The organism is Streptomyces sp. NPDC050388 (assembly GCF_040655635.1).
Taxonomy (GTDB): domain Bacteria; phylum Actinomycetota; class Actinomycetes; order Streptomycetales; family Streptomycetaceae; genus Streptomyces.
Map to the genome: position 1 here is coordinate 50657 of NZ_JBFAKH010000012.1, position 14114 is coordinate 64770.

Annotated in this window: 14 protein-coding genes; 11 read left to right on the forward strand and 3 right to left on the reverse strand. The window is 69.7% G+C overall.

The features are described 5' to 3' along the window. Positions 1–80: 80 nt before the first annotated feature. Both AB0I73_RS09370 and AB0I73_RS09375 read right to left on the reverse strand, forming a co-directional pair. Positions 81–848: an SDR family oxidoreductase gene (locus AB0I73_RS09370; RefSeq protein ID WP_363035409.1), complete on the reverse strand. Its 768-nt coding sequence runs from the start codon at positions 846–848 to the stop codon at positions 81–83. Between the two features lie 73 nt (positions 849–921). Continuing rightward, a complete protein-coding gene (locus AB0I73_RS09375) occupies positions 922–1377 on the reverse strand; it encodes a lipocalin-like domain-containing protein (RefSeq protein ID WP_363035411.1) in 456 nt (151 codons plus the stop codon). 370 nt (positions 1378–1747) lie between these two features. Here AB0I73_RS09375 and AB0I73_RS09380 point away from each other — a divergent pair, with 370 nt between their 5' ends. From AB0I73_RS09380 to pqqE, 11 genes are all read left to right on the forward strand, one after another. Further along, positions 1748–2170 carry an Hsp20/alpha crystallin family protein gene (locus AB0I73_RS09380; RefSeq protein WP_363035554.1) on the forward strand — a complete coding sequence of 141 codons (423 nt, stop codon included), beginning with the start codon at positions 1748–1750 and terminating at the stop codon, positions 2168–2170. Positions 2171–2260: 90 nt separating this feature from the next. Beyond that, complete coding sequence (locus tag AB0I73_RS09385; protein ID WP_363035413.1) at positions 2261–2656, forward strand: DUF2267 domain-containing protein; 396 nt, start codon at positions 2261–2263, stop codon at positions 2654–2656. A gap of 272 nt (positions 2657–2928) precedes the next feature. After that, positions 2929–4323: a LytTR family transcriptional regulator DNA-binding domain-containing protein gene (locus AB0I73_RS09390; protein WP_363035415.1), complete on the forward strand. Its 1395-nt coding sequence runs from the start codon at positions 2929–2931 to the stop codon at positions 4321–4323. 134 nt (positions 4324–4457) lie between these two features. Then, on the forward strand, positions 4458–6611 hold the full coding sequence (katG, locus tag AB0I73_RS09395) for a catalase/peroxidase HPI (protein ID WP_363035556.1): 2154 nt from the start codon (positions 4458–4460) through the stop codon (positions 6609–6611). Between the two features lie 462 nt (positions 6612–7073). Continuing rightward, positions 7074–7535, forward strand: a complete 462-nt coding sequence (locus AB0I73_RS09400) for an MSMEG_3727 family PQQ-associated protein (RefSeq protein ID WP_363035417.1) — start codon at positions 7074–7076, stop codon at positions 7533–7535. Positions 7536–7548: 13 nt separating this feature from the next. After that, positions 7549–9249 (forward strand): PQQ-dependent dehydrogenase, methanol/ethanol family, encoded by a 1701-nt coding sequence (locus AB0I73_RS09405; RefSeq protein ID WP_363035419.1) that lies wholly within the window; start codon positions 7549–7551, stop codon positions 9247–9249. A gap of 47 nt (positions 9250–9296) precedes the next feature. Further along, entirely contained in the window at positions 9297–9395 is a 99-nt protein-coding gene (gene pqqA, locus AB0I73_RS09410; RefSeq protein WP_109382866.1) for a pyrroloquinoline quinone precursor peptide PqqA, read from the forward strand. An 88-nt stretch (positions 9396–9483) separates the two neighbouring features. After that, positions 9484–10395, forward strand: coding sequence for a pyrroloquinoline quinone biosynthesis protein PqqB (gene pqqB / locus AB0I73_RS09415; RefSeq protein WP_363035421.1), 912 nt, complete (start codon positions 9484–9486; stop codon positions 10393–10395). A 4-nt stretch (positions 10396–10399) separates the two neighbouring features. Beyond that, complete coding sequence (gene pqqC, locus AB0I73_RS09420) at positions 10400–11098, forward strand: pyrroloquinoline-quinone synthase PqqC (RefSeq protein ID WP_363035423.1); 699 nt, start codon at positions 10400–10402, stop codon at positions 11096–11098. A 5-nt stretch (positions 11099–11103) separates the two neighbouring features. After that, positions 11104–11448 (forward strand): pyrroloquinoline quinone biosynthesis peptide chaperone PqqD, encoded by a 345-nt coding sequence (gene pqqD / locus AB0I73_RS09425; protein WP_363035425.1) that lies wholly within the window; start codon positions 11104–11106, stop codon positions 11446–11448. Continuing rightward, complete coding sequence (gene pqqE / locus AB0I73_RS09430; protein ID WP_363035427.1) at positions 11441–12559, forward strand: pyrroloquinoline quinone biosynthesis protein PqqE; 1119 nt, start codon at positions 11441–11443, stop codon at positions 12557–12559. Before pqqD ends, pqqE begins: the two co-directional genes overlap by 8 nt. Here the strand turns inward: pqqE and AB0I73_RS09435 are convergent. After that, positions 12519–13058 (reverse strand): manganese efflux pump, encoded by a 540-nt coding sequence (locus tag AB0I73_RS09435; RefSeq protein ID WP_363035429.1) that lies wholly within the window; start codon positions 13056–13058, stop codon positions 12519–12521. The two genes, pqqE and AB0I73_RS09435, sit on opposite strands and share 41 nt — an antisense overlap. Between the last annotated feature and the right edge of the window lie 1056 nt (positions 13059–14114).

The window sequence follows — 14114 nt, forward strand, 5'->3', positions numbered from 1 at the left end:
CCGGCGGGCGGTCGATGTCCTGCGTCTGGACAACGGGCTCCGGAGTCTTCACCCGGAAGGGTCGCACGCCCCATGGCGTGTCATTGCGCGGCTTTTGAGCCGCCGTCGACGGCGAGGGTCTGCCCTGTGATCGACTTGGCGCTGTCGGAGGCGAGGAAGAGCACCAGTGCGGCGATGTCGTCGGGGTCCGTGAAGTACTTGAGGGACTGGATGCTCAGCGCGTCGGCGGTGACGTCCGCCAGGCTGCGTCCGTCGGCATCGGCTCGGCCCCGCAGGACCCGCTGGATGCGTTCACCGGCGACGGCACCGGGGGCGACGGCGTTGACGCGGATCCCGTCGGCCCCGAGTTCGAGGGCGAGCGTCTCGGTCAGACCGAGCAGTCCTCGCTTGGTGGTCGCGTAGGGGGCGCGGTTCGGGTAGCCGTAGCGACCGCCGACCGAGGACATGATGATGACGACGCCGGCCGCGGACTTCTTCAGGTGGGGGAGGGAAAGCCTGGTGACGTTGAAGGTGCCGGTGAGGTTGACGGCCAGCACCTTCTCCCACTGGTCGGGGTCCGTCTCCTCCACTGACGCGGTGGGACCGGAGATCCCCGCGTTGTTGACCAGGACGTCGATGCCCCCGAGGGTGCGCACCGCGGTCTCGACGAAGGTCTCGACAGCGTGCCGGTCCGACACGTCGCAGACCGTCCCGGTGACCCGGGGATCGGCCTGGGTGACGCGTTCCAGCGCCGACTCGTCGATGTCGCAGATGTGCACGCGGTCACCGTCGGCCGCGAAGGCCTTGGCCATCGCGAGCCCGATTCCGCTCGCTGCCGCCGTCACGACGACGTTTCGAGGTGTGTCCATGCGGGCCCTCCTCCTGGTCGACCGCGCCGCACCGTCCGGTGCCGGGGAGCGGGCTGTGTCCCGGCCGGTGCGGTCAGTTGGGTTCGGCTCTGCGCCAGGTGAGAGCCGAGTTGACGGTCTTGCCGCTCGATGAGATGGGTGACGCGGTACTCAGGTGCAACGTCTGTCCCTCGAGCCTCACCACCCGTGGCTGGGTCTGACCGGTCCAGTTGGGGAACAGGGACACGAACATGGTGTGGGTGAGGGTCTGGTTCTCCTCATCGACGTGGAAGGGACCCGAGTAGGCGATGTAGGTGGTCGCTTCCGCCGTGTAGTCGTCGGTCGTGCCGTCGAACCAGTCCCCGGAGGCGAACACGGGGCGGTCGGGCGTGGACAGCTGGGCGGACATGTACCCGTCGGGGGTGTACATGATGATGCCGTGCGGTGCGTGGCCCAGCGGTTCGAACGGCTCGGACCCGTCCACCGGGGTTTCCCGGTACGACACCAGTTTCCACGCGCCGATCAGCCGTTGGCGCAGCCCTTCAGGCACGATGACCTCCGTTGCCCCATGCACCCACCACCCCGTCTCCTCCGAGGCGCCCCGCCGGTGTCGGGAGAGGTGGGTCCATCCCCTGAACGAGAAGATCCCACGTCCGACTCGCGGGCGCTCGGCCGGTGCGGCGTTCGGGTTCGGGCCGTACCGAGCCGCCGACGCACCGGCCGGCTCGCCCCCACGGCGCGCTTCCCGTCCCGGTCGGCAACAGCGCCTGTCGCAGCGTCGCCGCCCTCGACCACTGCTTCATTCGACCCCAAGAGCTTCGACCCCAAGAGCATTGAGCCGATGCTTGTCAAGTTTGCTGAGGTGAGATATATAGGTGTTGTCGCCATGTGCATCCCGTCCCGGAGAGGAGTGACCGATGATGCTCATGCGAACCGATCCCTTCCGCGAGCTGGACCGGCTCACCCAGCAGGTCTTCGGCACCGCTGCGAGGCCCACGGCCATGCCGATGGACGCCTTCCGCGACGGCGACACCTTCGTCGTCGAACTGGATCTGCCGGGCGTGGCCCCCGAGTCGATCGACCTGGACATCGAGCGCAACGTGCTGACGGTCAAGGCAGAACGCCGTCCGAGCATCGGCCGGGACAGCGAGGTCGTGATCGCGGAGCGACCCACCGGGTCCTTCAGCCGCCAGCTCTTCCTCGGCGAAACCCTGGACACCGAACACATCGACGCCTCCTACGAGGCCGGTGTGCTGCGGCTGCGCATCCCTGTCGCCGAGCAGGCCAAGCCCCGCAAGATCACCATCAGCGGCGGTGCCTCGCGCCAGCAGATCAGCGGCTGAACCCGCAGTACGAGGCGGGCGGGAACCCGGGCCAGGGACTCCCGCCCGAGCACCCCGCTAGACGTCGGTCGGTCCCCTTCGGAGGACATCATGCGCATGCACTGGGACGCGTTCATCTCCGCGGTCCAAGAACGCGGCGAATACCCCACCCAGGAAGAGGCGGAACGGGCCTCCCGCGTCGTTCTCGGCCTGCTGGGCGCCCATCTGGTGGGCGATGTGCGCACCGAACTGGCCACCCGACTGCCGGAAACCCTGGCGCTGGTCCTGCTCAATCCCCTCCAGGCCCACGAACCGCTTTCGCCGGAGCGGTTCATCCGGGCGACTGCGGCCTGGATCGAAGGCGCCACCGAGAAGACCGCGACGTGGGACGTCAGCGCCGCCCTCAGTGTGGTGGCCGACGTCGCGGGCGACGACCTGGTCAACCGCATCCTGCTCCAGTTGCCGCCGGGCTACGACCTGCTCTTCGGCCGTCCCCGGCCGACCTGACCACTGCACCACCCGCGCGCGGACGTGACCCGACCAGGAAGCGACATCCCGCACCCGCGGCCCGGAGCGGGACGTGCGCAGCCCGACATCGGTACCTAGGGTGGGGAGTGCGGGAGTCCGGGTGTGTGACACAGCCCGGAACGAGTGACGAAGCAGGAAGACGCGCGGCGCAGTGCCCGGTCCACTGCGGGTCCGCCGCGACGAGCGGCGACCGGCGCGGACCGCGCGCACGCCGTCGGGCGTTGGGGATGGACCAAGGGCGGTTCTGAACCATGAGGGATGTACATCGGCTCGAGCCCATCTCGGCGGACCTGGGCGGCGGCACCGTGCTCGCGGCGTGGGAACGGTTCGTGCAGGGCGAGGACCAGGTCCCGGGTGTCCGGCCCCTGGTGGCGATCTCCTGGCATCGCTGCCGGGAGCGATACCGGGTCGACCCTCACCTCACGGAGGCTCCGGTGGCTGTCACGACGCCCGACCATACGCCCGAGCACGATGTCGTATTCGCCGAGCTGGGTTTTCGTGCCGCCTCCCTGGCACATGAAGTGAGCAACCTCGGTGGCGTCGTCACCGTCGCCGATGCCACTGGCCGGATCCTGGCCGAGTGGGGTGACCAAGCCACGCTCGCCAGAGCCGGCGAATCCCATCTGGCGCCCTGGTTCTGCTGGTCCGAGTGCGCGGTCGGCACGAACGGCATGGGCACGGCGCTCGAGGCGCACGGCCCGGTGCCGATCAGGGGCGCGGAGCACTGGTGCCAGGCGTTCCACCACTGGGCCTGCGCCGGCATCGCGGTGCGTGACGTGGTGACCGGGGAACCGATCGCGGTCCTGAGCATCTGCTGCTGGCGCAGTCGGCTTCCCGCGTCCGCGGAAAGCTGGCTGGCGAACGCGGTCACCATGACCCGGTACCCGATGAAGAGGCGTGCCCGGGACAGCGGCACCGAGTTGGTCGCGGCCTACACCCGGGCCAGGACACGCTCCGGTGCGGCGCTCGCCGCAGTGGACACCGCGGGCCAGGTGGTGATAGCCGACGACACGGCAAGCGTGCTCCTGGGCGTCCCGGCAGCGACCCCGGCGGTCGACCCCACGCTGAGATGGAACGCCGGGCTGCCGGAATTGATCGCAGCCGCCCGGTACGCCACCAGGCAGGCAGCCCACGATCCCGACTGGGTCGGCTCGACGCAGATCTTCGCCCACTTCGCCGACGAGCCGACAACGATCAGCATCCGACCCGTCTTCTCCTCCGGACACCTGATCGGGAACCTGGTCTCGTTCGGTGCCTCCGACGGGGCACGGTTCCCCCAGGCGGAGGAGTCCGCGCACCCTCGGATGCAACCGCGCCGACTGGTCGCGACGCGCGACAACCGGATGGTGCTGCTGCGGCTGCCGGAAGTCTCCTTCGCCGAAGCGCAGGGAAACGATGTGTGGCTCTCCACCGATCAGGGGCGATTGCGGGCCGCTTCTCCGAGCCTGGACAAGCTCGACGGTGAGCTGGCGGATGTCGGCTTCCTGCGGGTGCACCGCCGGTATGTGGTCAACCTCAGCCGCATCCGGGAGATCGAGCGCGGACCCAAGGGCGAGCTGTCTCTGGTCATGGACGGCCGGACGAACGAGATGGTGCCGGTTTCCCGGCGAAACGCGCCGACCGTGCGTCGCGCGCTGGACCTCTGAGTTTCCCGGCACAGCCTCTGTCCCGGAAGGAAGATCCCGTGTCTGACAGCCCGGACGCCGTCGGCGGCGAGAAGAACGTGGGGAGCGCGGGCGGCCTCGGCCTCTCTGCCCCGGCCGGGCACCCCGGTCACCCGATCGGGGGCGCGAGCAACCGCGACTGGTGGCCGAACCAGCTCGACCTGAGGATCCTCCGGAAACACCCCGCCATGGCCGACCCCATGGGCGAGGACTTCGACTACGCCGCGGAGTTCCGGACGCTCGACCTCGACGCCCTGGCACGGGACGTCGACGAGGTGCTGACGACGTCGCAGGAGTGGTGGCCGGCCGACTTCGGCCACTACGGGCCGCTCGTGATCCGGATGGTGTGGCATTCCGCCGGGACGTACCGCATCGACGACGGTCGCGGTGGCGCGGGCGCCGGCATGCAGCGTTTCGCGCCGCTGAACAGCTGGCCGGACAATCGCAACCTCGAGAAGGCGCGCCGGCTGCTCTGGCCGGTGAAGAAGAAGTACGGCCGCAAGATTTCCTGGGCCGACCTGATGATCTTCGCGGGCAACCGCGCCCTGGAGACGATGGGCTTCACGACCTTCGGCTTCGCCGGCGGCCGGGCGGACGTCTGGGAGCCCGACGAGGACGTCTACTGGGGTCCCGAGCACGCCTGGCTCGGCGACGAACGCCACGGCGGCGTCCGGAATCTGGAGAACCCTCTGGCCGCCGCCCAGATGGGCCTCATCTACGTCAACCCGGAGGGACCGAAAACCGTCCCGGACCCGCTCACCGCGGCCCGGGACATCCGCGAGACGTTCCGGCGCATGGGGATGAACGACGAGGAGACCGTCGCGCTGATCGCGGGCGGCCACACGTTCGGCAAGACCCACGGCGCGGCCGACCCGGACGCCCACCTCGGCCCCGAACCCGAGGGCGCCCCCCTCGAGGAGCAGGGCCTGGGCTGGAAGAGCAGCTACGGCACCGGAAAGGGCGCGGACACCATCTCCAGCGGGCTCGAGGGTACGTGGACACCCACCCCGACGAAATGGGACAACAGCTTCCTCGAAACCCTGTTCGGCTACGAGTGGGACCTGGAACTGAGCCCCGCCGGCCTGTGGCAGTGGATCCCGAGGGACGGCGGCGGGGCCGGCACCGTGCCGGACGCCCACGACCCGTCGACGACACACGCCCCGACGATTCTGACGACGGACCTCGCGCTGCGGTCGGACCCGGTCTACGAGCCGATCGCGCGGCGCTTCCTGGAGAACCCGGACCGGCTCGCGGATGCGTTCGCCCGGGTCTGGTTCAAGCTGACCCACCTCGACATGGGCCCGATCCAGCGCTACCTCGGACCACTGGTCCCCCGGGAGACGCTGCGCTGGCAGGACCCGGTCCCCGCCGTGGACCACGAACTCGTCGGGGCGGCGGACATCGCCGCGCTCAAGAGCCGGATCCTCGCCTCCGGGCTGTCGGTCTCCCAGCTCGTCTCGACCGCGTGGGCGTCGGCCTCGACGTTCCGCGTCAGCGACAAGCGGGGCGGGGCGAACGGCGCGCGCATCCGCCTCGAGCCGCAGCGGGGCTGGGAGGTCAACGCCCCCGACACGCTGGCACAGGTGCTGCGCACCCTGGAGGGGGTCCAGGAGTCCTTCAACAGCTCCCAGACCTCCCAGGCCGGGGACAAGAGGATCTCGCTGGCCGACCTCATCGTGCTCGGCGGAGCCGCCGCCGTCGAGCAGGCCGCCAAGACCGCCGGCCACGACATCCAGGTCCCCTTCGCTCCGGGACGCACGGACGCGACGCAGGAGTGGACCGATGCGGAGTCCTTCGCCCCGCTCGAACCGACCGCGGACGGGTTCCGCAACTACCGCGGCAAGGGCGGCCGGCTGCCGTCGGAGCACCTGCTGGTCGACCGCGCGAACCTGCTGAACCTGAGCGCGCCCGAGATGACCGTCCTCGTGGGTGGCCTGCGGGTACTGGGCGCCAACCACCGGCAGTCGCCGCTGGGCGTCCTCACCTCGGCGCCCGGGTCGCTCACCAACGACTTCTTCGTGAATCTGCTCGACACGGGCACGGAGTGGAAGCCGACGTCCGCGGCCGCGGAAACCTTCGAGGGACGTGACCGCGCCACCGGCGAGGTCAAGTGGACCGGCAGCCGCGTCGACCTCGTCTTCAGCTCGAACTCCGAACTGCGTGCCGTCGCGGAGGTCTACGCGAGCGACGACGCACGGGAGAAGTTCGTGCAGGACTTCGTCGCCGCGTGGAACAAGGTCATGAACCTCGATCGGTACGACCTCGCTTGATTCCTCCATCGGGGCCCGGATGCCGGGAGAGGGTGGTGACCGGTCGGCCGGTGTCGATCGGCGACGATCGGTCGGGTCTGCCGCCGGCCCCGGCGCGACGCGGTGCTGCCCGGCTCCTCCCAACGAGGGCATATCGGGGGCGAACGGTAGCTTGTGGTGGACGAACGGCATGAGCCGACCCGAGCCGATGCTCGCCCTTGTCGGTGTGATCCATCCGGCGTAGCGTGTTCTTCGACCACCAGTTCATCCCCCCTTTTTTTTCGGTGTGATTCATCTGGCGTAGCGCGCTCCGTGACTCCCCATTGCAGCCGGGCGTCGGGCGACGCAGAAAATAAAATTTCCAGGTCGGTCAGGACAATATTTTCGCCGATCGGAGGTGTTCGACCAGCTGCGACGTGCGGCCGTCAGTGCGGCCGATGCGAAGTGGACACAGAAATTCGGGATGAGGAGAGTGAAGTCCCGATGACGACTGCGCAGGAGCGATCCGATCTGCTGGACAGGATCGGGTTGAACATACAGAACAAAGCAACGCTGGGCCAAGTGCTGGGAATCGGGAGCATCGGGCAGGCCACCGAGAGGCCGGACGGCCGCATGCAGGCCACCATTCGCATCCACCCGGATGAGCTGACCTGGGATCCCTCTATTCTGGTCATGCCCCATGGAGGCGATATCGAGCTCGAGCTCATCAATGACGACCTGAACACGCACTGCGCGCTCCTGCCGAGCAACGGCGACCGGAAGTTCATCTGGTTGGTGAACCATTCGCGAGGACGGGCGACCCTCAACCTCGACGGGCCGGGCTACTACTGGTTCAGCTCGCCCACGGGCAATGACGAGGGCCGGGGGCTGACCGGGGCCATCGTCGTCCTGGGGGACGCTCCGCCGGAAGCCCGCCTCGACCGCCCCGACCAGCCTCGGCCGTAGAGAGGAGGAGGCAATGACTGTCGCATACGTGGACGCGGGTGAGGCCGTCGACCAGGGGACCCTGAACTACAAGACCCCAGGGGGAGAGGTCGCGCCGCCGGTGGTGGCCGGCGTCGACTACGAACGCATACTCAACGCCCGCGAGGAGCCCCAGAACTGGCTCACCTACTACGGCGCCTACAACGGGCAGCGGTACAGCCCGCTGGACCAGATCAACACGGAGAACGTCAAGCGCATCGGCCCCGCATGGGTCTTCCAGGCCGGCACGACCGGCCTGATCGCGGGCGCGTCGACCTACTCGTTCGAGGCCGCCCCGATCGTCGTCGACGGGGTCATGTTCCTCTCCGGCTGGGACGGCTGGGTCTGGGCCCTCAACGCGAAGACGGGTGCGGAGATCTGGCGGTACAAGCACGCGGTCCCCTTCGACGTGTCCCTGTGCTGCGGGAACGTGAACCGTGGGGTCGCCGTGGCTCAGGGGAAGGTCTTCTTCGTCACGGCGAACGCTCGTCTGATCGCTCTCGACGCCACCAACGGCAAGCGGGTCTGGGACAAGACCTACGGAGACGTCCGGGCCGGGGAGAGCGCCACGCTCGCCCCGCTGATCGTGAAGAACATGGTCATCGTCGGGAGCTCCGGCGGCGAGTTCGGCGTACGCGGCCACCTCGACGCGTTCGCCCTCGACACCGGCGAGCACCAGTGGCGCTGCTACACGGTGCCGAAGCCCGGGGAGCCCGGTGCGGAGACCTGGCCCGCCGACGGCGAGGCCTGGGCACGGGGTGGAGCGAACCCCTGGGTCACCGGCGCCTTCGACCCGGAGACGAACCTGCTGTACGTCGGCACCGGCAACCCGGCGCCCGACTTCGACGGAGCTGTCCGCGAGGGCGACAACCTCTTCACCGACAGCGTCATCGCCGTCGACGTGGACAGCGGTCAGATCCGCTGGCACTACCAGTGCACCCCGCACGACGTGTGGGACTACGACAGCATCGGCGAGTGCATCCTGTTCGAGCAGGACGGGCGCAAACTGCTCGGGCACTTCGACAAGAACGGCTACTTCTTCGTCCTCGACCGCACGAACGGTGAGAGGGTCCAGATCACCCCCTTCGTGGACCGCATCACCTGGGGGGCGATCACGAGGGACGGCCAGGTGACGGCCAAGGTATACCCGGACGCGGAGGGAGTACCGGTCCACTTCTACCCGGGCCCGGCCGGCGCCAAGGAATGGACCCACGCGGCCTACAGCCCGAAGACCGGGCTCTTCTACGTCCCGGTCCAGGACACCGGTGCCACGGCCACCCGGCGGCGCCGGGAGTTCAAGGAGAGCATTCCGTACTGGGGCGCGGGCGTTCAGGTGGACATCGAGGACATGGCGGGGTCCGTCAGCGCGTTCGACGCGAGCGGCGAGGAGAAGTGGCGCCGGCGCAACGAACTCCCGATGTGCGCCTCGGTGCTGGCCACCGGCGGCGACCTGGTGTTCGCCGGTAAACCCTCCGGGGAGTTCGTCGCGCTCGACGCCCGCACCGGGGAGACCCTGTGGCAGTTCCAGTGCGGAAGCGGCCACCACAGCAGCCCGACCACCTACATGGTCGACGGCAGGCAGTACATCGCCGTGCCGGTCGGTTGGGGCGGATGGGCCGAGGGGTTCCTCCCCGGCATGCTCGGCGCGGGGCACGGAAGCGCCCTGTTCGCCTTCGCCCTCCCGGAACCGTCGTAGCGCGTGAGCGGAGCCTGCCGCAATGCGGACAGTGAGGAGGTGAATCCATGGAGTCCCAGCTCGCTGTGTGGGAGACCCCCGAATTCGACGAGATCGGAGTCGCGGCCGAGGTGACCATGTACGTCGCTCGGTTGGAGGACGAGTGACACGGGGCGGCGCCGGACCTGGTCCGGCGCCGCCCGAGGGCTCGGCCCGGCCGCGGACGGCCGGGCCGACGACGGACCCGGATCTTCGATGAACGATGAACGGAGTACCGACGTGTTGCTACGGGTGCTGGGCTCGGCGGCGGGGGGCGGCTCCCCTCAATGGAACTGCGGCTGCCCGGTGTGCGCCGCGGTCCGCTCCGGGGCGGGCCCCGCGCGCACCCAGTCGTCGGTCGCGGTCAGCGCCGACCGCCGCCGGTGGTTCCTCGTCAACGCCTCGCCCGACGTCCGCACCCAGATCGAGGCCTTCCCCGGCCTGCACCCGCACGACGACCGGACGACGCCGCTGGAGGCGGTGCTGCTCACCGACGCCGAGCTGGACCACACGCTGGGCCTGCTCCTGCTGCGCGAGGCCCGCGCCCTGCGGCTGTACGCCACACCGGCGGTGCGCGAGACCCTGTGTGTCGGCTCGGGGATCCTGCGCACGCTCGAGCGCTACTGCCCGGTCGAGTGGCGGGCGGTGAGCCCCGGCGCGGACCTCGCCCTGGCGGACGGACTGTCCTGCCGGGCGTTCGACGTGCCCACCGTCAAACGCGACCGGTTCGGAGCCGGGGTGGACCACGGCCGCGTCGTGGGCTACCGGCTGACCGACGAGCGCAGCGGGGGGACGCTGGTGTACCTGCCGGGGGTGCAATCGCTGACGCCGGCGCTGCGCGTGGAGATCAAGGGCTGCGCATGCCTGTTGATCGACGGGACCTGCTGGCGCGACGACGAGCTCGTACGGCTCGGCCTGGCGGGCAGGACGTCCCGGGAGATGGGCCACCTGCCCATCGACGGCCCGGACGGCAGCCTGGCGCAGCTCCCGTCGCTGGGCGTGGGGCGGACGGTCTTCGTGCACATGAACAACACCAACCCGGTCCTCCTGGAGGACGCGCCCGAGCGGCGTATTTTGAAGGAGAACGGCATGGCAGTGGCCATGGACGGCCTCGAGGTCCAGGTGTAGAGCCGTGACGACGACAACCACGGGAACCGGTACCGACGCCTTCGTCGAGACGTTGCGGGCCCACTCGCGGCGGTACCACGACCAGCATCCGTTCCACGTCCGGATGAACGCCGGCCGACTGAGCCGCCGGCAGATCCGGGGCTGGGTGGCCAACCGCTTCTACTACCAGGAGAACATCCCCCGCAAGGACGCCGCGATCCTCTCCAACTGCCCCGACCTCGAGGTCCGCCGCCGCTGGATCCGACGGATCGTCGAGCACGACGGCACCGCCGCCGACGAGGGCGGCATCGAGGCGTGGCTGCGCCTCGGCGAGGCCGCCGGGCTGACCCGTGAGGAGGTCCGGGACCACCGGCACCTGGTACCCGGGGTGCGGTTCGCCGTCGACGCCTACGTGAACTTCGCCCGGACCCGCCCGTGGGTGGAGGCGGTGGCATCCTCGCTCACCGAGCTGTTCGCGCCCGACCTGATGGCGGCGCGGCTGGCCGCGTTCGAGCGGTGGTACCCGTGGATCGACCCCGAAGGCCTCGCCTACTTCCGCGCCCGCCTGGAGCAGGCCCCCCGTGACTGCGAGCACGCCCTCGAGGTGGTCACCGCGCACTGCCTCTCCGCCGAGTCCCAGGCTCGCGCCGTCGACGCGCTGTCGTTCAAGTGCGACGTCCTGTGGAGCCTGATGGACGCCATCGACCAGGCCTACCCGGAGTGACCGTCATGGACCCGACCCGTACCGGAACGACCCGGACCGGAACGACCCGGACCGGAACCGGCACCCGACCCGGCGTCGGGGTGTCCGGCTCGGACCGGCCCCGGTTGGCGCGCCATGTCCGACTGACCTTCTGCCGGACCAGGCAGCGCCAGACCCTGCAGCTCCCCGAGACGGTGGTGGTCCTGAACGGCAGCGGCGCGGACATCCTCGAGCTGTGCGACGGGCGGCACACCGTGGCCGAGATCGTGGCCGAGCTGGGCGCGCGCTACCAAACCGTCCCCGACGACGAGGTGCGGCAGTTCCTGACCCGGCTCGTCGCCCGGCGCTACGTGGAGATCGCCGATGGATAGCCCGTTCGGATTGCTCGCCGAGCTCACCTACCGCTGCCCGCTGGCCTGCCCGTACTGCTCCAACCCGCTGAACATGGCCGGCTACCAGGACGAGCTGGCCACCGACGAGTGGCGGCGGGTGCTGGCCGAGGCCGGTGACCTGGGGGTTCTGCAGTGCCACCTGTCCGGCGGGGAACCGCTGCTGCGGCGCGACCTGGTGGAGATCGTGGCGGACGCCCACGACCTGGGCCTCTACACCAACCTCATCACCAGCGCCCTCGGGCTCTCGCGTCCGAGGGCCGAGCAGCTGCGGGCCGCCGGCCTCGACCACGTGCAGATCAGCATCCAGTCCGACGAGCCGGCCGTGTCCGACCGGATCGCCGGGACCCCGTCCTTCCGACGCAAGATCGAGGCGATGGGCGTGGTCAAGGAGCTGGGCTGGCCGCTCACCGTGAACGTGGTGCTGCACCGGCTCAACATCGACCGCGTCGCCGACGTGCTCGAGCTGGCCGAGGAGGTCGGCGCCGACCGGGTGGAGCTGGCCAACACCCAGTACTACGGCTGGGCCTGGCGGAACCGTGACGCGCTGCTGCCGAGCCGGGCCCAGCTCGAGGCAGCCGAGGTCGCCGTGCGGGCCGCCCGCGAGCGGTTGCGGGACCGCATGGACATCATCTACGTCATTCCCGACTACTACAGCCGCTACCCGAAGCCCTGCATGGGCGGCTGGGCCTCCCGGCAGCTGACCGTGACGCCGAACGGCGACGTCCTGCCCTGCCCCGCCGCCCACTCCCTGCCGTTGCCGCGGGCCAGCGTGCGGGAGGACTCGCTGGAGCGGATCTGGACCGAGTCCCCGGTGATGAACGCGTTCCGGGGGACGGACTGGATGCCGGAGCCCTGCCGGAGCTGCCCCCGGCGGGAGCTGGACTTCGGCGGGTGCCGCTGTCAGGCGTTCCTGCTCACGGGGGACGCCGCCCGCACCGACCCGGTCTGTCACCTGTCGCCCGACCACGACCTGGTCACCCGGGCGGTCGAGGCCGCCAACGCCGACTCGCGGGCCGACGACCTTCCGCTGATCCCCCGCATACACCGGGCTAACCGCCGAACATCAACGGCAGCGCCACAGCGGCGATGATCAAGGTGATCCCGCTCAGCAGGTCCGAGCGGATCCGGATGAGGCGCGCCGCGGCCCGCCCGAGCCGCAGCCCGACCAGCGACATCACCGCCGTGATGGCGCCGAAGACGGCGGCCGAGAACCACGGCGAGAGCCCGAGGAGCCCCAGGCTCGCCCCGGCGAACAGGTTGTCCAGGCTCAGTGTCAACGGGATGCCGAACAGCGCCCACGGTTGGTCCAGCTCCTCCGGCTCAGGGTTCCGCAGGGCCGAGATGACGAGGTAGAGACCGTACCCGCCGAGCGCGGCCGCGCCCATCAGATCGGCGACGCCCCCGACGGCCTCCCCGATCCGGCGACCGACCAACAGCCCGACCAGGGGCATGATCGCGTCCCACAGCCCGAAGGTCAGCGCGACCTGCACCGCGCGCTTCAGACCGAAGGGGACGGTGCCGAGCGCGATCGACACCCGGAAATTGTCGAGACTGAGCACGAAACCCAGGACCAGAATTTCCCCGATCATGGCGACGTCGCTGCCCGAGAACGCCCGACGTCGACAGGAACGACTCTGCCTCGGCTAGCATTCGCCATGCTGGAAATGATATCTCAGACGGTCCGCGGAATGAACCCGGTAATCCAATTTCCGGCAGTTTCTCGACACTGCTCGCCCGACGGTGGTCCGCAGGCTTGTCAAGGCGCCTGACGAGTGCATTCTCGATGTTCCGTCCGCTGCAGCGCGGGGCTCACCACCCCACGAGGGGCCTGCTCCCGGAAACACTCCCACATCGACGGAAATCCGCCGGAGCCAGAAGTCACCCGCGGACGAGAGCCTGCGATTAACCATCTGAGGCACCGGCGCCGAGAAAAGCCCGTCCGGCGTACGAATCGACGGACGGTCGGCAAGCGGATCGAGCCTGTGCTGCGGCAGATGAAGATGAGCCTGTTCCCGGCATTCTTCACCTTGATTCCGTCGGCACTTACCGAGTAAGCCGTCCGCGCCCCCTCTTCGATTGTCGGCCCGCGGGCGTCGTCTCCTGGAGTCCCACTCGATGAGGGATGGGCCACTGTGCGCGATTCACCGGTGCTCGCCGGCCGGCTCGGGCTGCCGAACGACGAGTTCCTCCTGCCCTGGAGGTCTGTCTCAGCGCAATGGCCCGGCGGGCCGAGATCGAACGACAAGACTCAGCGGGAAGGGGACTTCGACCATGAACTGACGACCTCCGTCGTCGGCGTGGCTCCCTGGCCAGTGCCCTCCATGAGTTCTCCGTCTCCTCGGCTGCCGGAAGGGGCTGCCGACAAGGGGTGGAGGCGTCGTTGTCCGGCGTGCGACGCCGCAGCCGTTCCGCCACGACCTCTGCGTCGTCCCGCACCGAGACGGCCAGGAGGCTGAAGGGAGCCGTGGGCCGCAGTTCGACGCACACCACGGGCCTGCCGGGCCGCACCGCCACGAAGTCCTGCCCACCGGGGTGGCTCCGCGTGCCGACGCACAGCACGCCGGGAATCCAGACGCCGTGCAGGACCACTCCGCGCAGGGCCCGCCACCAGCTGGGCTCCACCGTCACCCGGCGTACGGCCGTCA